This window comes from Tateyamaria sp., assembly GCF_059783535.1.
Map to the genome: position 1 here is coordinate 1 of NZ_JBYNDP010000016.1, position 22,034 is coordinate 22,034.

The following is a 22,034-nucleotide window of genomic DNA, read 5'->3' on the forward strand; positions in this document are numbered from 1 at the left end:
TCCATCGTCGATGCGTTCCCGAACATCCGTGAAATCCGTGAACGCAATGCGCGTGAGCTGAAACCGCTTCTCGCACAGCCCGAAACGTCCCGCGCGGTTTTGGAAGAGGCTGGCGCCATCGGTCGGGAACAGGCGCAGGCGCGTGCCGGACGCGGGTCATTTGTGGATGCGGCAACGGTCATGCGGCGGCTGACCCGCGCCGGCAAACCCGCGCAACCCAAGCCCGAACCGACGGGCCGTATCTATCGCCGCAGTGCCCATGACAAGGGGATCGAAGTTGCCAAGAAAGGGCGCAAGATACAGATCGAGTTCGATGCAGGCATGTCTCGCGCCCAGCTTGAAGGCGCATTTTCAGCCTATCTCAAGGCCGAGTTCGACGCCTGATCTGAAAAATTGCCCATGGGCAATTCTGGCTCTGCCCGTGGAAATTGCCCATGGGCAACTTTTTGGGTGATGGACAATCTGACCGCTTGATGCAGCCAAAAATACGGTCACCGAGACAAGGTGGCTGCATGTCAGAACGGGGCTGGTATCCCCGCGCAAAACCGTCCAATTTCGGGAAAAAGAAACAACGGGAGGGTCGGCCATCGTCGATCTATGGGAGGGTTTGCGACACGCCTTTTGGCTGGTCGTCACGTTTGATGCAGAGCTGGCAGAGATTGCACTGCGTTCGCTGCGCGTCACCCTCACTGCGTTGGTGATCGCCTGTGTGATCGCCCTGCCCCTTGCCGCATTGCTGGCGGTCCGTCGCTTCCGCTGGAGGCGTGCGACCATTGCGATGCTGAACGCTTTAATGGGCCTGCCTCCGGTTGTTGTCGGGCTGATCGTCTACATCTTCTTGTCCCGCTCTGGCCCCTTCGGCGCGCTTGGCCTGCTGTTCACACCAACGGCCATGATCGTGGCGCAAGTCATCATCATTGTGCCGCTGATAGCGTCCATTGCGCACCAATCCTTGCGCGAGCTTTGGGCGGAATACCACGACCTCCTGATCTCCATGAACGTCACGCAGATGCAGAAGATGCGGACACTGCTCTGGGATGCGCGCAGGGCGCTGCTGACGGCCGCGCTGGCCGGGTTTGGCCGTGGGATCGGAGAGGTCGGCGCCATCATGATCGTGGGGGGCAACATCGACAATGCCACGCGCGTTCTAACGACGGCCATCGCGCTTGAGACGGGCAAGGGTGAATTCGCACTGGCGCTTGCGCTCGGGTTCGTCCTTATCGCACTGGCCCTGGGCGTGAACCTTGCGATCCACTGGATCGGCCAGACAGAGCGGGACAGCCGATGGTGACCGAACTCTTTCCCGTGACGCTCAAGGGGGCCGAAACGTCACGCCGTGGCAAGCGGCTGGTTGGGCCAGTCGATCTGTCTCTGGACGGGCAGGGGCTGTGTGTTGTTCTGGGGCCAAACGGGGCAGGTAAGACCACGCTATTGCGTCTCATGCATGGGACGGCGCGCCTGACAGGTGGTACCGTGCAATGGGCCTGCGATACTGACACGGCCCGCCACCATCAGGCCTTTGTCTTTCAGCGGCCAGTGGTTCTGCGGCGCACGGTTGAAGAGAACCTGACATACCCGTTGCGTTTGCGTGGCGTGGATCGAAAATCAGCCAAGGCAGCCGCCCAAACTTGGGCTGAACGGGTTGGGCTGGGCCCGCACCTGACCCGCCGTGCCATGGTCCTGTCTGGAGGTGAACAGCAGAAGCTGGCCATCGCCCGCGCACTGATCACCGATCCTGCACTGGTGTTTCTGGATGAACCGACGGCATCGTTGGACGGGCGCGCGATGCGCGAAATTGAAGCGATCCTGCTGCAAGCCAAAGCCGATGGAACGCGACTAATTTTGTCGACACATGACATGGGTCAAGCCAGGCGGATCGCGGATCAGGTAATTTTCATCCTAGGCGGCCAGGTTCACGAAACCGGCCCCGCGCAGGGGTTTTTTGATGCGCCGCAAACGCCCGAAGCACGGGCCTTTTTGAATGGAGACATCGTGGAATGAAAAAAACCCTGATACTGACGTTTTTGACGATTTTTGCCGCCGGGATTGCACATGCGGCAGATCAGATGCGCATGGCAGTAACAACGTCGTTCCACAATTCAGGGCTGGCTGACGTGTTGCTACCAGAGATCGCCAAGGACCTCGATCTTGAGGTGCAGTTGCTGGTGGTCGGAACGGGCCAGGCCATCAGGCTGGGTGAGGCCGGTGACGTGGATGCGATCCTCGTGCATTCCCGCACGGCCGAAGAGGCATTTGTGGACGGCGGCTATGGCACGCATCGACGTGAAATCATGTATAACGATTTCGTCTTCATTGGTCCCTCGGACGATCCGGCCGCGATTGCCAACGCTGAGACTGCGGCTGATGCCCTGAACAAGATCTGGTCCGCAAGTGCTGCTTTCGTAAGTCGTGGGGATGACAGCGGCACCCATAAGAAAGAGCTGAGCTTGTGGTCGGATGCAGGCTTGGACGCTGACACATTCGATGCGTGGTACAATGCCGTCGGTGCGGGCATGGGGGCAGCACTGAATACGGCATCTGGTTTGAATGCCTATGTGCTGTCAGACCGCGCAAGCTGGCTGAACTTCGGGAACAAGGGTGATCTGGCGCTGCTCTTTGCGGGCGATCCCGTTCTGTTCAACCAATACGCCTACCTGCCAGTGAACCCTGCACGGCACGATCACGTCAAAACCGATCTGGCATCAAAACTGGAGGAATGGTTGACATCCGAACGCGCGCAAATCCTGATCGACGGCTACACCATCGACGGTGAAACGCTGTTCGTCTTCAATGCAAAATAGGCTCTAACAAGGCTCTTTTGCTTCTTCTGACTAGAAATACCATGGGGAGAGTACGAGAGGGGTAACACCCCTCTCGTATCAGTCGGATTGGCCAAGCCAATTCGGAACAGGACTAGTGACCGTGATCCGTATCCCCGTGGACCGCGAACTGATCTAGCCCGGCGTCTTGCGGCTGGATGGTGCGATACGCTTCGCGCACGCCTGCTTCCGTCAACTCGCGCGCAACGGTCAGCAGCGTGTTGGGGTCGTGATCCTCGCACAGATCGATCATTTGCGACAGCTCCTCAGCCGCGACGGGCTGTGCCGCCTCGACAGATGGAGCGCCGTAATACGTCACGAAGTGCTGGGCCAGCAGGGCGGTCAGCGTCTCCAGTTCGGCCTGTTCCAGCTGCGTGACGGCCACAAAGGTCACGCGCCCGCCGGTTTCCAACCCGAACCATCCGTTGGCAAAGGCCTGGCGCGCCTTGCCGGTCAGGTCGCTTTCGCCCCAGTTGGAAAACTCGAACCCACCCGAGATGCACCATTCGCCCGTGCGGGCAGGGGAGGCGAACACGTTCATGTCGCTTTCGTCGAAATGGATCGCGCGTGCGAGTTTCATGATGGGTTCTCCAGCACGGCTGTAAGCGGAATCAAATGCGTTGTGTCGGTGTCGCGCAGAAGCATGCCAAACTCTTCGTCTACGCCCAGAAATGTCCCTCTTAGAGACTGATTTTCGGTCTCTTCCCCGATCCCATCAGCCAGGCCACGCCATTCTGAGTGCAAAGAGGCAGAGCCTTCATCCTCCCACCGGTTCAGCCAGTTCAGCGTGTGTCTCGACCAGGATTCAAGCAGCGTTGGTGGTGACACCTCTGCACAGCCTTCGGCAAACAGGGCCGTTTCGTCCGGGGTCAGGCCTGTGTCCTCGGATGCCGGGATCAGGGGGAGGTTGAAGCCGACGACGAGCCAATCCGGCACCGCTGTGGGCTCAGCTTCCGACGCCATGACGCGGAACCGACCGCAGCGCGCGCCATTAACGCGAATGCCGCCCCACCAATCCAGATGTACCGCCACCTCGGGCGGGGCCAGCGCGCCAAGTGCGTTCTGAAAGCCCACACCGCAGAGCGGCAGCATCGCAATGGCCTTGGACAAAGGCACTTCGGGCGCAAAGACCAACGCGGCTTCCATCTCTGCCGCACCCAATTTGTAAGAGATGAGGCCGGCATCACAGCCCAGCGTCGCCCGCATAACCGCATGGTCAAAGGCACCGTCCGGTGCTTCTTCGCCCCACATTAACGGGGGGAAGGTGACTTCGGCCGCGTCGCTCATGCTGCCCCCGCTGTGAAAAGTCCAGCGGCCACATCCTGAAACGCCTTGGCTTGCGGGCTGTCGGGTTGGCTGACAGTCACGGGTGCGCCGCCATCTGCGGCCAACCTGATCTGCAGATCCAGTGGCACTTCGGCCAGCAAGGGTACGTCCAATTTCTCGGCTTCTGCTTTGACCCCGCCGTGCCCAAACACGTGTTCCTCGTGCCCGCAGTTTGAGCAGATATGCGTGCTCATATTCTCGATCATCCCAACGATGGGCACGTGCAATTGCTGGAACATGTCCACACCTTTGCGCGCGTCCAAAAGTGCCACATCCTGCGGTGTAGAGACGATTATCGCACCGTCCACAACAAACTTTTGGGCCAATGTCATCTGCACGTCACCAGTGCCTGGGGGCAGGTCCACCAGCAGCACATCAAGCGCGCCCCATTGCACTTGGCTCATCATCTGCTGCAACGCACCCATCAGCATGGGCCCTCGCCAGACAACCGCCTGATCGTCGTTCATCATCAGGCCGATGGACATCATCGTGACGCCATGGTTGCGCATCGGCAGGATCGTCTTGCCATCGGGGGAGGCGGGGCGGCCAGACACGCCCAGCATGCGGGGCTGAGAGGGGCCATAGACATCCGCATCCAGCAGACCCACGCGCCGGCCCTGTTGCGCCAGTGCACAAGCGAGGTTGGCCGACACGGTGGACTTACCAACGCCGCCTTTCCCCGATGCGATCGCGAGAATGCGGTCAATGCCCGGGACCTTCTGTGGCCCTTTCGGGTCTGCAGGGCGCTGTGGTTTCAGATCAGGCGGCGGCGCCTTCTCCGTGTGGCCGGTCAGCACAATCGACACGTTCTCGATACCATCAAGCGCACCCACGGCGGCTTCGGCAGCGGCTTTCACACTTTCATAGGCGGTCGCCTGCGCCGGGTTGATCTCCATCACGAAGCGCACTGTGCCACCATCGACATTCAGCGCCCGCATGACGCCGGATGACACGATGTCACCCCCCGGCGCGTCGAGGCCCTTGAGGACCTCGAGTATTTCTTCTCTGCTGGTGCTCACGCGTCAGTCCTGTCCCTTGATCTCGCCGGTAACCTCGTGGGTCATGTCGAGCTCTTCGATGGTGATCGTCGCCTTGACCGCATAGGTTTTGCCGCCTGTCTCGGCGCTGCGCATCGCCTCTTCGATCGCCTGTTGCGAGGTCACGCCGACCTGCTTCAGGAACTTGCGCATGGACATGTTGAAATCGTCGCTCATGGGGCTTTGCCCTCCCTAACGTTGACGGATCGCGCCGGTGGGCCGTAGTCTGCCGTAATGCGCATCTTGGTTCTGATCTTGGCTTTGTTGCCGGGTTTGGCAATGGCCGATGACAAGCGGGTAGTGTTCTATGCTCCGCCCGCTTTGGTCGAGAGTGGCTTGATCAAGCACATTGCCCCGCGTTTTTCGCTGAAAACCCAAGTTAGGGTCGAAATTGCCGATGATCCTGCGGTTGCTGATCTGGTTCTGGGATCGGATGGGCGGGCATTGTTTTCTGGTTTGGGTCAGACTTGGCACATGGATCTGCGTGGTGACGGCAAGGGCGCTCAGCGCTTTGCCGACTGGCTGACATCGGATGTGGGCCGCCGCACGGTGCTGAGTTTTGAGCCGGACGGGGAGGCGTTGTTCACCGAGCCGCAGGTGCAGCAGCGCGTCGTGGCCGAGGTCGAGATGACGGGCGACGCCGTTGCAGGGCAGGGGGTGTCGTGGGCCAAGTGCGGGCGTTGTCATGTGACCGAGCGGGGCAAGGATAGTTTTGGCATTGGCTCGACCCCGAGTTTCTTTGTCATGCGCACATTCGAGGATTGGCAGTCGCGTTTTGCGGGTTTCTACACGTTGAAACCGCACGCGGCCTTTACCCAGCTGGAAGGTGTGACTGACCCGTTTCCCATCGACCGCCCGTCGCCCATCGCGCCCATCGAACTGACGCTCGATGACCTTGAGGCGATCCTGGCCTATGTGGCTGTGCTGGACCCTGCCGATCTGGGCAAACCGCTCGAACATCAGTGATCGCGCCGCTTTGACAGGTAGTCATCTGTGGTGCGGACGCGGGGACGTTCGCCACCCTGGAACGGGTTGTCGTCCGCATGGAACTGTGCCGTGACCCGGCAATTGTCACACATCTGGATCATCCGCAGCTTGTCGCCCGAGAACATCGCGTGATCCTTGAGCTTGTCGGTGATGCGGTCGATGGCGGATTTGGAGCCAAAGAGCGCGCCGCATTCGATGCAGGGGAAGGGTTCTTCCTCGTTCAGCACCTCTTGGCGCAGGGCCGCGTCTGTCAGGTCGAAGCGCGGTTCGTAGGTGATCGCGTCCTCCGGGCAGATATTGGCGCAGAGGCCGCATTGGAGGCAGGCGTCTTCCTGGAACCTGAGCTGTGGTTTGTCCGAGTTGTCGCCGAGCGCGCCGGAGGGGCAGAGCGAAACGCAGGACAGGCAGAGGGTGCAGGCATCGGTGTCGACCAGCACCGCCCCGTAAGGCGCGCCATCCGGCAGTGCGATTCTGTCGGTGTCGGGGTGCAAGGCCTTGGCTGCCTGCCGTGTGATCTGCCGCCGTGTGCCCATGGGCCGCACGGGCGTAGCGACGGGGGCAGGGGCCTCGGACCCATACAGTGCGTCGCTCATTGCGTCGGGGTCGGGGGTGTCGAGCAGCGCGGCATTTTCGTCGCCAGCGATGGCGTTGGTCAGGGAAATTTGTGTCTCTAATGCAGGGATATCCGCCTTGGGACCGGGCAGGAGTGTGACCGACGCGAAACCAGCGGCCAGGGCAGCCACCGCCTCGGCATGACCAAACGCGCCAATGGCTGTCATCTCCAACGGAACCACGTCCGCAGGCAATCCACGGCCGTGGCGGGCGGAGAGGCGCACCATTTCGGCCCCGTGAGCGTCGTGGACGAGCAGGCGCGGAGCGTTGCCGCCTGCGTCGAGATATGCCTTGGCCATGGTCTGCACGCGCCGCATGGTCAGATCGACTGCAGGCGCGTCATAGGTGATCGCACCGGATGGGCAAGTGGCCGAGCACGCCCCGCAGCCTGCGCAAATCATCGGGTCGATCGCCACATGTTCCCCGGCGGATTTGATGGCGCCGGTCGGGCAAAGGTCGAGGCAGTTGGTGCACCCGGTCTGCTCGGCCCGGGAATGGGCGCAAAGCAGGGGCGTGGTTTTGACGTAAAGCGTCTTTTCGAACGTGCCGGTCAGGTGGGAGGCCGCCATGATGGCCGCAGCGACGCCGGGGGCATGCCCCGGCTCGGCCCGCAGGTAGCCGTCGCGCTTTTCATGCGCCGGGAACAGGGGCGTGTCGCCGCGCAGGTCGAGGATGATGTCGCATTGCGACCGGGCACCGTCCTGCGGGTCGGTGAGGGTGAAGGCCCCGCGTCCGCCCGGGTTCACTTGTTGCAGGGCGTCTATGACCACGTCGAAGCCGCCAAAAGCGCCCGAGGCGCGGCGCAGCTTGCCCACGACGACGTCGAAATCGCGGGTGTCCGGGATATCGCTGCCATCCTCGATCAGCACGGTAATGCCCAGATGGTCCTTGAGTTGGGTTGCGGCCTCCAGCGCCACCTCTGCAGGCCCGAGGATCAGGCACAACCCTTCGCTGATCAAATCCAGCGTCTTTTCCGGCTCGGATGGCAGCATGGCGTCCGCAATGAGTGCGGACATTTTGGGCAGTTTCGGGGCGGTATCGTCACTCCACCCGGCACGGTCGCGCAGGTCTAGAACGGGTGGGGCAGTGCGGTCCAGACCCTCTGCCAGCTCCTCGAAAACGCGGGCTTCCTGGATACAACAAAAAACTACATCCGGGTCCGACAGGGCGGCTTCGGCCTGGGCCAACTGGGTGGTGCAGAGGGCCGAACAGGGGGGTCGCACGTCCAGTCCGGTGGCTTCGGACAGCCCCTTGGCGTCGATGGTCTGGGTGCCCAAACAATCACATGTTATCAGAGATTTGACCACGTATTCCTCCCTTGCGGCAGGGCTGTTTTTTACCCCCTGTCCGCTTGCGTCGCGGCGCCAGCCTAGACTTGATTCGTGGTGCTTCACAAACCGTTTTCAAGCCAGCGGACCATGCGGAAGGGCATGGAAAACGCTCAAGTGATTCGTGATTCGGTACACCGTCGTATTCCCGAGCGAAACGCTCGAATTAGACATTTAGTCCCTTTAACGCGGCATGCCCCGGACAGGCTGGCCAAACTGCCTTTGCGTCAATCGGATACGCAAAAACCCGCAGAAGAACCTTCTCGAATGATTTTTTTGGCAGTTTGATGATTTCAAGGGAGGACATAGGGTGATCCGAAACCCCGACCAGTACCAAACCATGCCTCTGGGCGTTGTTTTACGACGACTGCCTGGCGTGACTCGTTGGGCCTCCTACAGTTGGAAAGCCGTTGCCGTTCTGCCCGGCGCTGGGTCTGCCGAATGGCAGGAGATGCGTCGCGAAGGTGAGGCGGTCGAGTACCATGCGGCCACGCTGCCGTTGGAACTGCACGGCGCCGAGACCGAGGCATACTTGCATGGCTTGTCTGCGGCGGAGCCTGCGATCTACGTGGTGATGCGCGAATGCGGGGGTGACCAGCCGCTTGAGGTCGTGCTTGTCACCGCGTCGCCCTATGAGGCACAGGATTACACCGACAGCGGCGAAGAGATTGTTGAGAAAGTGCCGATGCCCGCTGGTCTGATGGCGTGGGTGCAGGGCTTTGTCACAGACTTCCACCAGGACGAAGCCTTCATCAAACGCAAGCGCGACAAGAAGCGGACCGACCTGACGCAGGATGGCATTGGCGATCCGCGCATTGCGACTTCCGCGGACATCTATGCGTCGCCCGCACGGCAGCGGAGGCGGGTGCATTGAGTAGCGGGCGTGATTTCTGGTCCCGGCGGCGTGCCGGGGTAGAGGCCGAAGAGCAGGTGCTTGAGGCCCGTGTGGCCGAGGCTGAAGTTGCCAAGCTGGAAGAGCGCCCGGATGAAGAGCTGTTGGCGGAGTTGAACCTGCCGGAGCCTGAGGATTTGGACAGCCCGGATGCGGTCCGCGATTTCCTGAAGGCTGAGTTGCCTCAGCGGCTGAAGACCCGCGCCTTGCGCCGTTTGTGGCGCTTGAACCCGATGCTCGCCAATCTGGATGGGCTGGTGGACTACGGCGAGGATTATACCGACGCTGCCATGGTCATCGAGAACATGCAGACCGTCTATCAGGTGGGCAAGGGCATGGTGACCGCGTTTCTTGAGGATGAGGAAGACGAGGCGGAGGCCGTCGAAGAGGTCGAAGAGATTGAGGCAGAGGAAGAAGAGGCTCCGCTGATTGCGGAAGCTGAACCTGTTCCGCTGCCAGATCCTGAACCCGAACCAACCGCGATGCCGCAGCGCCGGATGCGGTTCGCTTTTGATACAGCATGATGGAAGACAAGACCGTGACAGCCGCCGAAGACATTCAAATCGCCGACATGGATCGCGCCCGTGCGGACCTTTACAACTTCCTTGGCGCATTGCTGGCCGGACCGCCGGACGAGATGCTGCTCGCGCAGACAGCGGGCCTGACCGGCGATGATACTGATCTGGGACAAGCTATTGGCACATTGTCGAAGCTGGCGCGCGTGACCAAGCCCAAGGCGGCAGAGAGTGAGTTCAACAAGCTGTTCATTGGTCTGGGGCGCGGCGAGCTGCTGCCTTTTGCCAGCTACTATCTGACTGGGTTCCTGAACGAAAAGCCGCTGGCGTTGCTGCGGCAGGACATGCTGGCCAAGGGCATGCAGCGGTCCGAGACCGTGTTCGAACCCGAAGACAGCATTGCCAGCCTGATGGAGATGATGGCGGCCATGATCGTGGGCCGCTTTGGCACGCCGGCCGACATCACGGCGCAAAAACAGTTCTTCAACAAGCATATCGGCCCATGGGCCGAACACTTCTTTACCGATCTCGAAGAGGCCAAGACGTCCGTGTTCTACACGCCCGTCGGCACTGTGGGTCGGATTTTCATGTCTGTGGAGGCGGAAGCCTTCCGGATGAGCGGCGCCGAGTGATTGGCGTCATCAAGGGGGCGGGCAACTGCCCCACAACATCGAGAGGAGACTTGTCGATGAGCAAGAAAGAAGACGGTGCATCGCGCCGCGACTTTCTGAAGCTGGCCGGAACCACGGCGCCAATTGCGGCGGTGGCGGTTGCGACCGGTGCGCAGCAGGCAGAGGCGGCTGAACCGGATCTGACCTCGGAGAAGATGCAGGATACGGCGCACACCCGCGCGTATTTTGACAGCGCCCGTTTCTAGACAAACGGGGAAGGGAGAGCCGCGCCCGGGAATAAGCCCGGACGAGGCAGGAGATCAGCGACTGGTTGCGTGACGCCCGACTGCTGAGAGCCAAAGGAAGCCAAGCGAGTGACCTGCTCAGGCAGGAAGCAAGCAAGGGAGATGCAACATGCTTAGGAAAAAGACCAACGGGGTTGCGCGACGCCCCCAGCGGACAAGTATCCTGACTGAAGCGGCGAATGCTTCGGTAGACCGGCGTGCGTTCTTACGCGGGTCGGGACTGGTGATTGGGGGCCTGTCGGCCATTGCCGCCACGGGCGGGACCGTCACCCAGGCCAGCGCTGCCACGGCGGCAGCGGGCAAGGTAGATTTGAAGAAATCGGTGTGCACGCACTGTTCGGTCGGATGTACGGTCGTGGCAGAGGTGCAGGACGGTGTATGGACGGGGCAGGAGCCCGGCTGGGACAGCCCGTTCAACCTGGGCGCCCACTGCGCCAAGGGCGCATCGGTTCGCGAGCACGCCCACGGCGAGCGCCGCCTCAAGTACCCGATGAAGAAAGAAAACGGGGAATGGAAGCGCATCAGCTGGGAGCAGGCGATCGACGAGATCGGCGGCGGCATGATGAACATCCGGGAAGAAAGTGGCCCGGACAGCGTGTACTGGCTGGGATCAGCCAAGCACAACAACGAACAGGCGTACCTGTTCCGCAAGTTCGCGGCCTACTGGGGCACGAACAACGTGGATCACCAGGCGCGTATCTGTCACTCGACCACTGTTGCGGGTGTTGCGAACACATGGGGCTACGGCGCCATGACCAACAGCTACAACGACATCCATAACTCCAAGGCAATCTTTATCATCGGCGGCAACCCGGCTGAGGCACACCCTGTGTCCCTGCTGCACCTGCTGCGCGCCAAGGAGCAGAACAACGCCCCCGTCATCGTGTGTGACCCGCGCTTTACGCGCACTGCAGCACATGCGGATGAGTATGTGCGCTTCCGTCCCGGCACCGACGTGGCGCTGGTCTGGGGTATTCTGTGGCACATCTTCGACAACGGCTGGGAAGATCAGGAATTCATCCGCACCCGCGTCTGGGGCATGGACCAGATCAAGGAAGAAGTGGCCAAGTGGACGCCCGAGGAAGTCGAGCGTGTCACTGGCGCACCCGGTTCGCAGCTCAAGCGCGTTGCCCGGACCATGGCCAACAACCGCCCCGGCACCGTGATCTGGTGCATGGGTGGCACGCAGCACACCAACGGCAACAACAACACCCGTGCCTATTGTGTGCTTCAACTGGCCCTTGGCAACATGGGCACCAGCGGCGGCGGCACCAACATCTTCCGCGGCCACGACAACGTGCAGGGTGCAACGGACCTTGGTGTTCTGTCTCACACGCTGCCCGGCTACTACGGTCTGTCGGCGGGTGCATGGGGTCACTGGGCCCGCGTTTGGGGTGAAGACCCTGAATGGCTGGCTGGACAGTTTGCCACGACCACTGGTGTCGACGGTAAGGAAAAGGCGCTGCAAAACCTCAGCGGTATTCCTGTCTCGCGCTGGATCGACGGCATCCTCGAAGATCCGGAGAACATGGACAATCCGAACAAGGTGCGTGCCATGGTGCTGTGGGGTCACGCGCCCAATTCGCAGACCCGCATGGTCGAGATGAAGAAGGCGATGGAGCAGCTGGATATGCTGGTTGTCATCGACCCCTTCCCAACCGTCTCTGCCGTGCTGCATGACCGGACCGATGGTGTGTATCTGTTGCCGGCAACGACGCAGTTCGAAACCCGTGGCTCGGTCACGGCGTCGAACCGGTCGATCCAGTGGCGGGAAAAGATCATCGACCCGCTGTTCGAGAGCAAGCCTGATCATGAGATCATTGCCCTCTTTGCCCAGAAGTTCGGCTTCCACGACCGCATCTTCCGCAACATCAAGTTGGAGGAGGACGGCCTGACGCCGGAACCCGAAGACACGCTGCGCGAGATCAACCGTGGTATGTGGACGGTTGGCTATACCGGTCAGTCGCCTGAGCGGATCAAGAAGCACATGGCGAACCAGCACACGTTCGATCGGACGACGCTGCAAGCCATTGGTGGTCCGGCAGATGGCGATTACTATGGTCTGCCATGGCCCAGCTGGGGCACACCCGAGATGAACCACCCGGGAACTCCGAACCTGTACGACATGTCCAAGCCCGTGGCTGAAGGTGGTCTGACCTTCCGCGCACGCTTTGGCGTCGAGCGGGACGGTGACAACCTGCTGGCCGAAGGGGTCTATAGTGTGGGCTCGGAAATTCAGGATGGATACCCTGAATTCACGATGCAGATGCTCATGGACCTTGGCTGGGACGGTGATCTCACGGACGAGGAACGCGCTGCGATTGATGCGGTTGCGGGGCCTGACACCAACTGGAAGACCGACCTGTCGGGCGGTATCCAGCGGGTGGCGATCAAGCATGGCTGTGCGCCCTTCGGGAACGCCAAGGCCCGCGCGGTCGTCTGGACCTTCCCCGATCCGATCCCGGTGCACCGCGAGCCGCTGTACACCAACCGCAGGGATCTTGTTGCGGATTATCCGACATACGAGGACCGTCACGCCTACAGGCTGCCGACCTTGTATGCGTCGATCCAGAAACAGGACTTTTCGAAGGACTACCCGATCATCCTCACCTCCGGCCGTCTGGTCGAATATGAGGGCGGCGGGGACGAGACCCGTTCGAACCCGTGGCTGGCCGAGCTGCAGCAGGACATGTTTGTCGAGATCAACCCGCGCGACGCCAACAACCTTGGTGTGCGGGACGGCAGCCAAGTCTGGGTCGAAGGACCCGAAGGCGGCAAGGTCAAGGTTATGGCAATGGTCACCAACCGGGTGGGCGAAGGCGTGGCCTTCATGCCCTTCCACTTTGGCGGTCATTTCCAGGGTGAGGATCAACGCTCGAAATATCCCGAGGGTGCCGATCCATACGTGTTGGGCGAAAGCACAAACACCGCCCAGACCTATGGCTACGATTCAGTAACCCAGATGCAGGAGACCAAAGCGACTCTCTGCAAAATCTGGACAGCGTAAGGAGGAAACGACATGGCATTAGGAGGACAGGCGAGAGCCAAGTTCCTATGCGACGCCGAGCGCTGCATTGAATGCAACGCCTGTGTCACGGCCTGTAAGAACGAGCATGAAGTGCCCTGGGGCATCAACCGCCGCCGCGTGGTCACCATCAATGATGGTGATCCCGGCGAACGGTCGATTTCCGTGGCCTGTATGCACTGTTCCGATGCACCTTGCATGGCGGTCTGCCCGGTAGACTGCTTTTACCAGAACGAGGAAGGGGTGGTTCTGCACTCCAAAGACCTCTGCATCGGGTGTGGTTATTGCTTCTACGCGTGCCCCTTCGGCGCGCCGCAATTCCCGCAGGCGGGCAACTTTGGCAGCCGCGGCAAGATGGACAAATGTACCTTCTGCGCCGGTGGCCCCGAAGAGACCCACTCGACCGCCGAGTTCGCCAAATACGGACGCAACCGGATCGCCGAGGGCAAGCTGCCCATCTGCGCCGAGATGTGTTCGACGAAGGCGCTGCTGGCCGGGGATGGCGACGTCGTGTCGGCCATCTACCGCGAGCGCGTGGTGGCCCGGGGCTTCGGATCGGGCGCCTGGGGCTGGGGTTCAGCCTACGGCCGTCAGGACGGCTGAGTGCAGCTTAGGCTAAAAAAAAGGGGAGGCCCTGATCGGGCCTCCCCCATCAGGCGCGGATTACTGCGCCCGTTGACATATGAGTTCAAGCCGAGGGCGATACGTGCGCGTCGGCATTCGCCCGTTTGTGCACGCCCCGCTGACCGTGATCGGCGCACTGCCACGCACAATGGCGCGATGACTTTCGTCAAAGACCATGTCGGAAGGGCAACCACCAGAGGTCCCGTTGGCGCATGCGGTGTTGATGCTTTGGCCCCATCCCAGACAAACGGCGTCCAGCGCGTCGGGATCGAAGCTGTCGTACAGTGTGAACCCCGCAATCGCATTGCGCGACCCGTTGAACGTCTGGGTTTGCGTGCCGCCCGGTCCCGTGATCCGAATCCAGTTGATCCCTTCGGCACAAGAAGCCGTTGCATTCCAGCGGATCGAACGCTGTTCGGTATAGCCGTTGCCCGCCGGGTCGGTCCGTTCCCAAACGTGGTCTGCGGGGTCGCCGCCCTGTCCTGCAATCGGGCGGACATTCATCGTCACGACATGGTCCGCCTGTGGTTGCCTGAGCACAATGAAACCGGGGGAGCTGGAGGGCGGCTGCGCCTCTTCTCCGACGGCAATATGGTTATCAGCAATGGCCGGAAACGGCATCATTGCGGCGAGACAAATGGCAAATCGAAATCTGGTTCGCATCTGAACACTCCTAAAGAATTGGCTAGTCAAAAAAATGCGCGCCTGAATAAAGTTGGCGCGTCTAACCGTAACATGAGCGTGTTATCGGCCATATGCGGGTATTCACTACCCGGACCCATGGCGTCGCTCTTTCCCAGGAATGTCATCTCATGAGACTGATCTTGGCGATCTGTATCGCATTTGCGTTTTCCGTTTTCCAACCGGTCCCGACGGCCGCACAGGAGACTGCTCCGGCGTCTGACCGGTCTGCTACAGGCGGGGCGCAGACGCTTGAGGACATCATGGCCCGTCAGCGCGGAGAAGAGGTTGCGCCCAAGACCGGGGATGCTGCCGGAAACGCGCGTGATCTTTCTGGACAGTTGGGGACGCTGGGTGGTGCGTCGGACCCCGACCTGTGGCGTGCGCTGCGCTATGGGTCGGCTGACATCACGGTTTCATCCGGGGGTGAGGTGGCTACTGTACTGGTGCAGGACGGCGGCATGGGTTGGCTTGAGTTTCGCAAAGGTCCGCTCGCCACATATGGCGGCTATCTGCTGCTGGGCACCATTGCACTGTTGATTGTGTTTTTCCTTCTGCGCGGCAAGGTGAAGCTGGATTATGAAAAGACTGGGCGAACCGTGACGCGCTTCAAGACCTTCGAGCGCGCTGCCCATTGGCTGTTGGCAGGGTCATTCATTCTGCTGGGCATCACCGGTCTGCTGACACTGTTCGGTCGCATGTTCATTGCGCCGTACATTTCCAAGGAATTCAACGCGACCCTGCTGATGGTGTCTAAGTACATCCATAATAACGTCGCCTGGGCATTTATCGTGGCGTTGGTAGCGGTGTTCGTGATGTGGGTCTGGCACAACATTCCGAACCGCAATGACATCACGTGGTTCGCACAGGCCGGTGGCATTGTGGGGTCCAAGCACCCGCCAGCCAAGAAATTCAATGGTGGGCAGAAGATCATCTTCTGGTCGGTGATCCTGCTGGGCGGGTCGATCTCGCTGTCAGGTGTGTCTCTGCTCTTCCCCTTTGAATTCCCGATGTTCATGAAGACCTTTGACCTGATGCGCAGCGTTGGGATCGAGAGCTTGCCCATCTATGGTCCACTACCCACGGCAATGGCCCCGCATGAAGAGATGCAATACGCCCAAGCCTGGCACGCCATCGTTGCCTTTGTCCTGATGGCTATCATCATTGCTCACATCTATATCGGCTCGGTCGGGATGGAGGGCGCTTATGACGCCATGGGATCGGGTGAAGTGGATGAGGCCTGGGCCCGGCAGCACCATTCGCTGTGGCTCGAGGAGTTGGAAGAGAAGGGCAAGGCAGCACCCAAAGATGCGACGCCTGCTGAGTAGCCTGCTCCTGTGCCTCGCGCTGCCCGCATGGGCGCAGGACTTCACCACCTACAAAGGGCATGGCGGGCCGGTCATGGGTCTGGTCGTGAACAAAGATGGTACGTTGGCCTCTGCCAGCTTTGACAACTCTGTCGGTGTTTGGGACGGCCAAGTGCCCGAGTGGTTGGAAGGGCATGATGCCGCTGTGACCGCAATTACCGAAGATATGAACGGGGTGCTGGTTACGGGTGGCGATGACTTTGGCGTCTGGCACTGGGGCGACAGCCCGCGCAAGATCGGGCAACACAAGGGCAAGGTCACATCGCTTGCAGCGTCCCCTGATGGGTCGGTGATCGCTGCCGGTTCGTGGGATGGCGATATTGTGTTGTGGCCTTTGGGGGCAAGAGAGCCTGAGACGCTGCCCTATCCAGGTGCCGGTGTGAATGCGGTGGCTTATTCCGCCGATGGCGCCTTCCTTTATGCGGCCACCTCTAAGGGCGATGTGTTGCGCTATGATATGGCGACCCGAGACACGCCGCGCCCACTGGTGCGCCATGGGTTTGGCGTGAATCGCCTTGTCGTGGGGGACGGCTGGCTCGCCTATGGCGCGGTCGATGGCGGCACGCGCGTCATTGATGCCGAGACAGGCGAGGCGCTGCATGACTTCACCCTTGATCGCCGCCCGATCCTGTCGATGGAGCATCACGTGCCGACCGGACAGCTGGCCATCGGGGATGGCGAGGGTCATATCATGATGGTGGACACCAAGGCGTGGCGCATCTCCCGCGACTTTCGCGCCATGCGGCAAGGGCCGGTCTGGGCGCTGGCCTTTTCGCAGGACGGTACAATCATTCATGCCGGTGGCATTGACGACGTGATCTATGCCTGGCCCGTGGCGCTGCTGGATACCTATGATCCGGCGGGCGGCGATACGCGCAGCTTCCTGCGCGACGCCGAAACGATGAGCAATGGCGAGCGGCAGTTCATGCGCAAATGTTCGATCTGCCACAGCCTTGAGAACGGGCCGTCACGCAAGGCGGGGCCGACTCTGCATGGTGTGTTTGGACGCAGGGCAGGGGTGGTGCCGGGGTATAGGTACTCGTCAACGCTCGACGGGTCTGCAATTATCTGGGACGACACGACCATCGATGCCCTCTTTGACGAGGGTCCCGATCACTATATCCCCGGGTCCAAGATGCCTATGCAAGTGATCGCCGGGGCGCAGGACCGGGCGGACCTGATCGCCTTTCTGCGGACGGCCACACAAAAGGAGTGAACCATGAAAGCCATGATGCTGGGCTTTGCCGCATTGATCGTGATTTCCGTGGGTTCGTATTTCGCGCTGCAAGAGTTGGGTTTTTCATCCGAAGATCGCGGTTCAGGCGATGCGGTGAGGCTGGACTGATCCCATGAATGCGCCCCACAAATCCACGCCGGACATCTATGGCACTTCGCTGGCGGGTGCCTCGGTCTTGGTGATCGATGATGAGCCGGGGATGCGCCATTTCCTGACCAAGACGCTGGAAACGCGGGTCAAGCGGGTGGATGCCGTGGGCTCTCCCGCGCAGGCAACCAAGGCACTGGACGAGGCGCAATATGATCTGGTGATCATCGACAACCTGATGCCGGGCGGTACCGGGCTGGACTGGATGACCGAGCAAAAGCGCAAGGGCCTGTTTGCTGACGCGATCCTGATCACCGCCTATGCCGATCTTGAGACAGCCATTGCGGCCTTGCGCGCTGGGGTTAGCGACTTCGTGTTGAAACCCTTCCGCGCCAACCAGATTCTGAGCGCCGTGGCCCGCACACTGGACCGTAAGTATCTGAAGCGCGACAACACCTTGCTGCGCCGCGAGCTGTCCAGCGGCAATGGACATGGCAAGCTGTTGGGCAATTCCGAACCGATGGAAGACGTGCGCGCGATGCTGGCGCGGCTCGCCCCCCTGCCCACGCCTGTCTTGTTCACCGGGGCCAGTGGAACGGGCAAGGAAATGGCAGCGCGTCATTTGCATGATCTGTCAGATCGGGCCGAAGCGCCCTTTGTCCCTGTGAACTGCGCAACCATCCAGCCTGATCGTTTTGCCGAGGAACTGTTCGGTGTGGTTGAGGCAGAAGACCGTCTGAAACCCGGCCTGTTGCTGCTGGCCGATGGGGGCACGCTGCTGCTGGATGAGATCGCGCAGATGCCAGAAACGGTGCAGGCCGCGCTGTTGCGCGTGCTTGAGGACAAGAAAGTGCGCCCGGTCGGGGCGGAGCGTGAGATCCGGCTGAACGTGCGATTCCTGTTTGCCACCAATGACGACATCGAGGCGGCTGTGGAGGCTGGTCGGTTCCGGGCAGACCTCTATCACCGCATCCACGTCGTCAAGATTCACATGCCGCCGCTCACGGATCGGATGGAGGATATCGTTGAGCTTGCTGCCCATTTCATGGAACAGTTTTCTGCGTCTCTTGCCATGCCTTCGCTGGATCTGGATGAGGAAACACTGCTGAAGCTGCGCCGTTATAGCTGGCCCGGCAATGTGCGAGAGTTGCGCAACCTGATCGAACGGTCGGTCATCCTTGGAGCGCTGCCCGAGGAGTTTTCGGGTGGGGGCAGTGTGACCGGGGCGCAGGCGATCGAGAATCTGGATCTGGTCGTACAGCGCCACATCCTGCGGATGCTTGACCTGTGCGGAGGCAACCGGGCCGAGGCGGCGCGTCGTCTGGGTGTGTCGCGCAAGACAATCGACCGGAAGATGGCGGCGTGGTCGGAGTGAGGGGTTGCGCAATTGTGAACCGCGCGTACCGCGACGTAGGGCTAAAGTCGCATATATAGGTAGGGGACAGGGCGCTATCGTAACCAGGCAATAGAGGAGGAATGTGCAATGGCATGGACAAAACCCAAGGCCCGCGAAGTGAAGTGCGGCATGGAAATCAACATGTATGGCCCGGGTGAAGACGATGATCGTGGCGCCGAGCGCGACGTAATCTAAGCCAACCTTATTACATGAGACTGATTGTTCTTGGGGCAGCCGCCGGAGGGGGGCTGCCCCAATGGAATTGTGGCTGCCGCAATTGCACGGATGCACGCGCGGGGATGATCCCGCGCATGACACAGTCTTCTGTTGCTGTGTCGCTGGATGGGCAGGCTTGGGTCGTTCTGAACGCCTCGCCGGATATCCGTGCACAGGTTGATGCGTGCCCTCAGATGCACCCGCGTGCACTGCGTGGATCGCCGATTGCATCGGTGATCCTGACCAATGGCGACATTGATCACATTGCGGGGCTTCTGACCTTGCGGGAAAAGACGGCGTTTGATGTCTACGCAACGTCGGCAGGACTGGACATCTTGCGCAGCAATTCAGTCTTTGGCGTGCTGGATCCAGACCTTGTGGCGCAGCATCGGGTGTCGCTTGAGACGCCCTTTGAACCGGTACCGGGATTGACGGTGACGCCCTTTGCCGTTCCGGGGAAGGTGGCGTTGTTCCTCGAAGGGGGCACGCTCAATCTCGAGGAAGTTGGGGAGCAGACTGTTGGTCTGTTGTTGGACAGCGGATCGGCGCGGGCGGCCTACATCCCCGGATGTGCGGCGATCCCTGATTGGCTGATTGACCGCCTGGACGGGGTGGACTTGCTGCTGTTTGACGGAACCGTATGGAACAATGATGATATGCAACGCACTGGCACCGGAGAAAAGACGGGCGCGCGGATGGGGCATGTGCCGTTGAACGGTGAGTTGGGGAGTCTGGCGCGTTTGTCAGAAGTGGCCGGGCGCAAGGTGTTTATTCACATCAACAACACCAACCCGATCCTGCAACCTGACAGCCCCGAGCGGGCGGAGGTTTTGGGCAAGGGGTGGGACATCGCCTTTGACGGGATGGAGATCACGCTGTGACCGCCCCGCCCGACAGTCTGGAGGTGTTTGAGGCGCGTCTGCGTGCCGTTGGCGACGCGCAGTATCATGACAAGCACCCGTTCCATCACTTGTTGCACTCGGGTGGTTGCACCCCTGATCAGGTACGGGCTTGGGTGATTAATCGATACTATTACCAGACGCGTATCCCGATGAAGGATGCAGCATTCATGTCCCGCGTGTCTGATCCCAATCTGCGCCGTACGTGGCGATCGCGGATCGAAGATCACGATGGATCTGCGCCGGGGGAGGGTGGCATTGCACGCTGGTTGAAGCTGGCGGAGGGCGTTGGGTTGGACCCAGACTATGTCGCGTCCGAGGTGGGGATATTGCCTGCCACACGCTTTGCCGTGGATGCTTATGTGCGCTTTGTGCGGGATGAGCCGCTGCTGCCCGCTGTCGCTTCTTCGCTTACCGAATTGTTCGCTCCGGCCATCCACAAGAACCGGATTGCGGGACTTCTGGAGCATTATGATTTCGCGAACAGTGAGACGCTGTCTTACTTCCAGAACCGGCTGACCGAAGCGCCGAAGGACGTGGCATTTGGTCTACAGTGGGTGATGGATCATGCCGTCACGAAAACGGATCAGGATGCTGCGGTCCGTGCGCTGACATTCAAGACCGAAGTGCTTTGGGCGCAGTTGGATGCGCTTTGGTCGGCCTATGTTGAACCGGGCCGCATCCCTCCCGGCGGATGGCAGCCGGGTGAAGGGCTGGCGCCATGACGGGGGCCGACGTGCCCTTTCTGCCGCGCGGCGTGCGCACGCAATTTGATGCGGTGCGCAAGGTTGATGTGCTCTTGGGACCCGAACGGGTTTTGGTTTTGGATCAGGTGGGTACTGCTGTGCTGGGTCGACTGGATGGGGTGGCGAATCTTGACCAGATCTCCGCCGATTTGTCGGCTGTGTATGACGCGCCGGTGGATGTGATCGCGCCCGATGTGATCGCGTTTGTCGAGGATTTGCGGGACAAGGGGATGGTGCATGTCCATCCGCGTTGATCCCCCGATGGCGATGTTGGCCGAGCTGACGCATCGCTGTCCGCTGGCCTGCCCCTATTGTTCCAACCCGACCGAGTTGTTGGCCAAGGAAACGGAGCTGAGCACCGAGGCGTGGGCAGATATCTTTCTGCAGGCGGCAAAGCTGGGTGTCTTGCAGCTTCATCTATCGGGGGGTGAGCCCGCGTCGCGTCGGGATCTGGTTGAGCTGGTGGCCGCCGCGCGTGAGGCGGGGCTGTACACCAACCTCATAACCTCGGGCATCGGTCTGAACGAGCGTCGTTTGCAGGCGCTGGATGCGGCTGGGTTGGACCATGTGCAGCTGTCTTTGCAGGGCGTAACGGCGGCAATGGCTGACCGGATTGGCGGGTACAAGGGTGGCTTTGATCGCAAGATGCACGTGGCTGAAATCATCGCGGACATCGGCTTTCCCCTGACCCTGAATGCCGTGATGCATCGCGAGAACTTGGATGACCTGCCTGCCACGATAGACATGGCCCTGAGGCTTGGCGCGCGGCGGATCGAGATTGCCTGTGTGCAGTTCCAGGGCTGGGCCTTGGTCAATCGTGCTGCCTTGCAGCCAAGTAGGGAACAGGTGGATGTGGCAAAGAAAACAGTCGCACGTGCGATCGAAACGTTGAAGGGCCGCTTGGTCATCGATTTTGTGCCGCCAGACTATTATTCGGATTTTCCCAAGGCGTGTATGAATGGTTGGGGATCGACCGGTTTGAATATCACACCAAACGGTACCGTACTGCCCTGCCATGCAGCGGAAACGATCCCGCATTTGCAGTTTGACAATGTGGCAGAACGCGAACTGACAGACATCTGGTATGATGGTGCCGCGTTCAATGCCTATCGCGGGACGGACTGGTTGCCCGAACTGTGCCAGGGGTGCGAGCGGCGCGACATCGACTTTGGGGGATGCCGGTGTCAGGCGATGGCGGTACTGGGTGATGCGTCTGAGCCGGATCCGGTGTGCCGCAAATCGCCCGGCCGCACAGCCCTGAACGCGCTTTTGAATGAAGAGGTGCAGGACGTGCCAGCACCGGAGTTCGTGTTTCGTCGGTAGG

25 protein-coding genes and 1 pseudogene are annotated in these 22,034 nt (G+C 60.8%); 20 read left to right on the plus strand and 6 right to left on the minus strand.

Annotated features, from left to right (window positions below; genetic code table 11):
- From AC6RA8_RS05355 to AC6RA8_RS05370, 4 genes and pseudogenes are all read left to right on the plus strand, one after another.
- Positions 1 to 384 (plus strand): annotated as a pseudogene (locus AC6RA8_RS05355) (ParB/RepB/Spo0J family partition protein); the annotation flags it as partial.
- A 202-nt stretch (positions 385 to 586) separates the two neighbouring features.
- Positions 587 to 1,291 carry an ABC transporter permease gene (locus tag AC6RA8_RS05360; protein WP_500351134.1) on the plus strand — a complete coding sequence of 235 codons (705 nt, stop codon included), beginning with the start codon at positions 587 to 589 and terminating at the stop codon, positions 1,289 to 1,291.
- Positions 1,285 to 2,001 carry an ATP-binding cassette domain-containing protein gene (locus AC6RA8_RS05365; RefSeq protein ID WP_500351094.1) on the plus strand — a complete coding sequence of 239 codons (717 nt, stop codon included), beginning with the start codon at positions 1,285 to 1,287 and terminating at the stop codon, positions 1,999 to 2,001. Before AC6RA8_RS05360 ends, AC6RA8_RS05365 begins: the two co-directional genes overlap by 7 nt.
- Positions 1,998 to 2,801, plus strand: a complete 804-nt coding sequence (locus tag AC6RA8_RS05370; RefSeq protein WP_500351095.1) for an ABC transporter substrate-binding protein — start codon at positions 1,998 to 2,000, stop codon at positions 2,799 to 2,801. The genes AC6RA8_RS05365 and AC6RA8_RS05370 overlap by 4 nt, the downstream gene beginning before the upstream one ends.
- Positions 2,802 to 2,913: 112 nt before the next feature.
- On the opposite strand, the gene AC6RA8_RS05375 is transcribed toward AC6RA8_RS05370, so the two are convergent.
- From AC6RA8_RS05375 to AC6RA8_RS05390, 4 genes are read right to left on the minus strand one after another with little or no spacing between them, the layout of a single operon-like run.
- Positions 2,914 to 3,399, minus strand: coding sequence for a DUF6505 family protein (locus AC6RA8_RS05375; protein WP_500351096.1), 486 nt, complete (start codon positions 3,397 to 3,399; stop codon positions 2,914 to 2,916).
- Positions 3,396 to 4,106, minus strand: coding sequence for a biotin/lipoate--protein ligase family protein (locus AC6RA8_RS05380; RefSeq protein ID WP_500351097.1), 711 nt, complete (start codon positions 4,104 to 4,106; stop codon positions 3,396 to 3,398). The genes AC6RA8_RS05375 and AC6RA8_RS05380 overlap by 4 nt, the downstream gene beginning before the upstream one ends.
- Entirely contained in the window at positions 4,103 to 5,164 is a 1,062-nt protein-coding gene (locus AC6RA8_RS05385) for an Mrp/NBP35 family ATP-binding protein (protein ID WP_500351098.1), read from the minus strand. The genes AC6RA8_RS05380 and AC6RA8_RS05385 overlap by 4 nt, the downstream gene beginning before the upstream one ends.
- Before the next feature lie 3 nt (positions 5,165 to 5,167).
- Positions 5,168 to 5,359, minus strand: a complete 192-nt coding sequence (locus AC6RA8_RS05390; protein WP_500351099.1) for a DUF6494 family protein — start codon at positions 5,357 to 5,359, stop codon at positions 5,168 to 5,170.
- Positions 5,360 to 5,416: 57 nt separating this feature from the next.
- Between AC6RA8_RS05390 and AC6RA8_RS05395 the strand changes: the two genes are divergently transcribed.
- Positions 5,417 to 6,148, plus strand: a complete 732-nt coding sequence (locus AC6RA8_RS05395) for a hypothetical protein (protein ID WP_500351100.1) — start codon at positions 5,417 to 5,419, stop codon at positions 6,146 to 6,148.
- Here AC6RA8_RS05395 and AC6RA8_RS05400 read toward each other — a convergent pair.
- Entirely contained in the window at positions 6,142 to 8,088 is a 1,947-nt protein-coding gene (locus AC6RA8_RS05400) for a 4Fe-4S binding protein (protein WP_500351101.1), read from the minus strand. The genes AC6RA8_RS05395 and AC6RA8_RS05400 overlap by 7 nt on opposite strands.
- A gap of 361 nt (positions 8,089 to 8,449) precedes the next feature.
- Between AC6RA8_RS05400 and AC6RA8_RS05405 the strand changes: the two genes are divergently transcribed.
- The 6 genes from AC6RA8_RS05405 (at position 8,450) to fdh3B (ending at position 14,060) form a co-directional block, all read left to right on the plus strand.
- On the plus strand, positions 8,450 to 8,983 hold the full coding sequence (locus AC6RA8_RS05405; protein WP_500351135.1) for a DUF3305 domain-containing protein: 534 nt from the start codon (positions 8,450 to 8,452) through the stop codon (positions 8,981 to 8,983).
- Positions 8,980 to 9,525, plus strand: a complete 546-nt coding sequence (locus AC6RA8_RS05410; RefSeq protein ID WP_500351102.1) for a DUF3306 domain-containing protein — start codon at positions 8,980 to 8,982, stop codon at positions 9,523 to 9,525. The genes AC6RA8_RS05405 and AC6RA8_RS05410 overlap by 4 nt, the downstream gene beginning before the upstream one ends.
- The gene (locus AC6RA8_RS05415; RefSeq protein WP_500351103.1) at positions 9,525 to 10,148 is read left to right on the plus strand and encodes a TorD/DmsD family molecular chaperone; all 624 of its coding nucleotides are present in this window, start codon (positions 9,525 to 9,527) and stop codon (positions 10,146 to 10,148) included. Before AC6RA8_RS05410 ends, AC6RA8_RS05415 begins: the two co-directional genes overlap by 1 nt.
- Positions 10,149 to 10,204: 56 nt before the next feature.
- Entirely contained in the window at positions 10,205 to 10,393 is a 189-nt protein-coding gene (locus tag AC6RA8_RS05420; protein ID WP_189371898.1) for a twin-arginine translocation signal domain-containing protein, read from the plus strand.
- Between the two features lie 148 nt (positions 10,394 to 10,541).
- Entirely contained in the window at positions 10,542 to 13,439 is a 2,898-nt protein-coding gene (locus AC6RA8_RS05425) for a formate dehydrogenase subunit alpha (RefSeq protein WP_500351104.1), read from the plus strand.
- A gap of 12 nt (positions 13,440 to 13,451) precedes the next feature.
- Positions 13,452 to 14,060: a formate dehydrogenase FDH3 subunit beta gene (gene fdh3B / locus AC6RA8_RS05430; RefSeq protein ID WP_039689579.1), complete on the plus strand. Its 609-nt coding sequence runs from the start codon at positions 13,452 to 13,454 to the stop codon at positions 14,058 to 14,060.
- Between the two features lie 60 nt (positions 14,061 to 14,120).
- On the opposite strand, the gene AC6RA8_RS05435 is transcribed toward fdh3B, so the two are convergent.
- Positions 14,121 to 14,705 carry a hypothetical protein gene (locus tag AC6RA8_RS05435; protein WP_500351105.1) on the minus strand — a complete coding sequence of 195 codons (585 nt, stop codon included), beginning with the start codon at positions 14,703 to 14,705 and terminating at the stop codon, positions 14,121 to 14,123.
- A 188-nt stretch (positions 14,706 to 14,893) separates the two neighbouring features.
- On the opposite strand from AC6RA8_RS05435, the gene AC6RA8_RS05440 reads away from it, so the two are divergent.
- From AC6RA8_RS05440 to pqqE, 9 genes are all read left to right on the plus strand, one after another.
- The gene (locus tag AC6RA8_RS05440; RefSeq protein WP_500351106.1) at positions 14,894 to 16,090 is read left to right on the plus strand and encodes a formate dehydrogenase subunit gamma; all 1,197 of its coding nucleotides are present in this window, start codon (positions 14,894 to 14,896) and stop codon (positions 16,088 to 16,090) included.
- On the plus strand, positions 16,071 to 17,345 hold the full coding sequence (locus AC6RA8_RS05445; protein WP_500351107.1) for a c-type cytochrome: 1,275 nt from the start codon (positions 16,071 to 16,073) through the stop codon (positions 17,343 to 17,345). The genes AC6RA8_RS05440 and AC6RA8_RS05445 overlap by 20 nt, the downstream gene beginning before the upstream one ends.
- A gap of 3 nt (positions 17,346 to 17,348) precedes the next feature.
- Entirely contained in the window at positions 17,349 to 17,474 is a 126-nt protein-coding gene (locus AC6RA8_RS05450) for a hypothetical protein (RefSeq protein ID WP_268244668.1), read from the plus strand.
- A gap of 4 nt (positions 17,475 to 17,478) precedes the next feature.
- Positions 17,479 to 18,828 carry a sigma-54-dependent transcriptional regulator gene (locus AC6RA8_RS05455; RefSeq protein WP_500351108.1) on the plus strand — a complete coding sequence of 450 codons (1,350 nt, stop codon included), beginning with the start codon at positions 17,479 to 17,481 and terminating at the stop codon, positions 18,826 to 18,828.
- A 108-nt stretch (positions 18,829 to 18,936) separates the two neighbouring features.
- Complete coding sequence (gene pqqA, locus AC6RA8_RS05460) at positions 18,937 to 19,044, plus strand: pyrroloquinoline quinone precursor peptide PqqA (protein WP_076630733.1); 108 nt, start codon at positions 18,937 to 18,939, stop codon at positions 19,042 to 19,044.
- Positions 19,045 to 19,058: 14 nt separating this feature from the next.
- Complete coding sequence (gene pqqB / locus AC6RA8_RS05465; protein WP_500351109.1) at positions 19,059 to 19,946, plus strand: pyrroloquinoline quinone biosynthesis protein PqqB; 888 nt, start codon at positions 19,059 to 19,061, stop codon at positions 19,944 to 19,946.
- Complete coding sequence (gene pqqC, locus AC6RA8_RS05470; protein WP_500351110.1) at positions 19,943 to 20,689, plus strand: pyrroloquinoline-quinone synthase PqqC; 747 nt, start codon at positions 19,943 to 19,945, stop codon at positions 20,687 to 20,689. Before pqqB ends, pqqC begins: the two co-directional genes overlap by 4 nt.
- On the plus strand, positions 20,686 to 20,964 hold the full coding sequence (gene pqqD / locus AC6RA8_RS05475) for a pyrroloquinoline quinone biosynthesis peptide chaperone PqqD (protein WP_500351111.1): 279 nt from the start codon (positions 20,686 to 20,688) through the stop codon (positions 20,962 to 20,964). The genes pqqC and pqqD overlap by 4 nt, the downstream gene beginning before the upstream one ends.
- Entirely contained in the window at positions 20,954 to 22,033 is a 1,080-nt protein-coding gene (gene pqqE / locus AC6RA8_RS05480; protein ID WP_500351136.1) for a pyrroloquinoline quinone biosynthesis protein PqqE, read from the plus strand. The genes pqqD and pqqE overlap by 11 nt, the downstream gene beginning before the upstream one ends.
- Position 22,034: the final 1 nt, after the last annotated feature.

Coding starts and splice junctions, on each gene's coding strand:
- AC6RA8_RS05395 (WP_500351100.1), top strand. CDS start 5,417: ATGCGCATCTTGGTTCTGATCTTGGCTTTGTTGCCGGGTTTGGCAATG.
- AC6RA8_RS05425 (WP_500351104.1), top strand. CDS start 10,542: ATGCTTAGGAAAAAGACCAACGGGGTTGCGCGACGCCCCCAGCGGACA.
- pqqD (WP_500351111.1), top strand. CDS start 20,686: ATGACGGGGGCCGACGTGCCCTTTCTGCCGCGCGGCGTGCGCACGCAA.
- AC6RA8_RS05415 (WP_500351103.1), top strand. CDS start 9,525: ATGGAAGACAAGACCGTGACAGCCGCCGAAGACATTCAAATCGCCGAC.
- AC6RA8_RS05405 (WP_500351135.1), top strand. CDS start 8,450: ATGCCTCTGGGCGTTGTTTTACGACGACTGCCTGGCGTGACTCGTTGG.
- AC6RA8_RS05375 (WP_500351096.1), bottom strand. CDS start 3,399: ATGAAACTCGCACGCGCGATCCATTTCGACGAAAGCGACATGAACGTG.
- AC6RA8_RS05420 (WP_189371898.1), top strand. CDS start 10,205: ATGAGCAAGAAAGAAGACGGTGCATCGCGCCGCGACTTTCTGAAGCTG.
- AC6RA8_RS05435 (WP_500351105.1), bottom strand. CDS start 14,705: ATGATGCCGTTTCCGGCCATTGCTGATAACCATATTGCCGTCGGAGAA.
- pqqA (WP_076630733.1), top strand. CDS start 18,937: ATGGCATGGACAAAACCCAAGGCCCGCGAAGTGAAGTGCGGCATGGAA.
- AC6RA8_RS05440 (WP_500351106.1), top strand. CDS start 14,894: ATGAGACTGATCTTGGCGATCTGTATCGCATTTGCGTTTTCCGTTTTC.
- AC6RA8_RS05455 (WP_500351108.1), top strand. CDS start 17,479: ATGAATGCGCCCCACAAATCCACGCCGGACATCTATGGCACTTCGCTG.
- AC6RA8_RS05370 (WP_500351095.1), top strand. CDS start 1,998: ATGAAAAAAACCCTGATACTGACGTTTTTGACGATTTTTGCCGCCGGG.
- pqqB (WP_500351109.1), top strand. CDS start 19,059: ATGAGACTGATTGTTCTTGGGGCAGCCGCCGGAGGGGGGCTGCCCCAA.
- AC6RA8_RS05365 (WP_500351094.1), top strand. CDS start 1,285: ATGGTGACCGAACTCTTTCCCGTGACGCTCAAGGGGGCCGAAACGTCA.
- AC6RA8_RS05450 (WP_268244668.1), top strand. CDS start 17,349: ATGAAAGCCATGATGCTGGGCTTTGCCGCATTGATCGTGATTTCCGTG.
- AC6RA8_RS05445 (WP_500351107.1), top strand. CDS start 16,071: ATGCGACGCCTGCTGAGTAGCCTGCTCCTGTGCCTCGCGCTGCCCGCA.
- fdh3B (WP_039689579.1), top strand. CDS start 13,452: ATGGCATTAGGAGGACAGGCGAGAGCCAAGTTCCTATGCGACGCCGAG.
- AC6RA8_RS05390 (WP_500351099.1), bottom strand. CDS start 5,359: ATGAGCGACGATTTCAACATGTCCATGCGCAAGTTCCTGAAGCAGGTC.
- AC6RA8_RS05380 (WP_500351097.1), bottom strand. CDS start 4,106: ATGAGCGACGCGGCCGAAGTCACCTTCCCCCCGTTAATGTGGGGCGAA.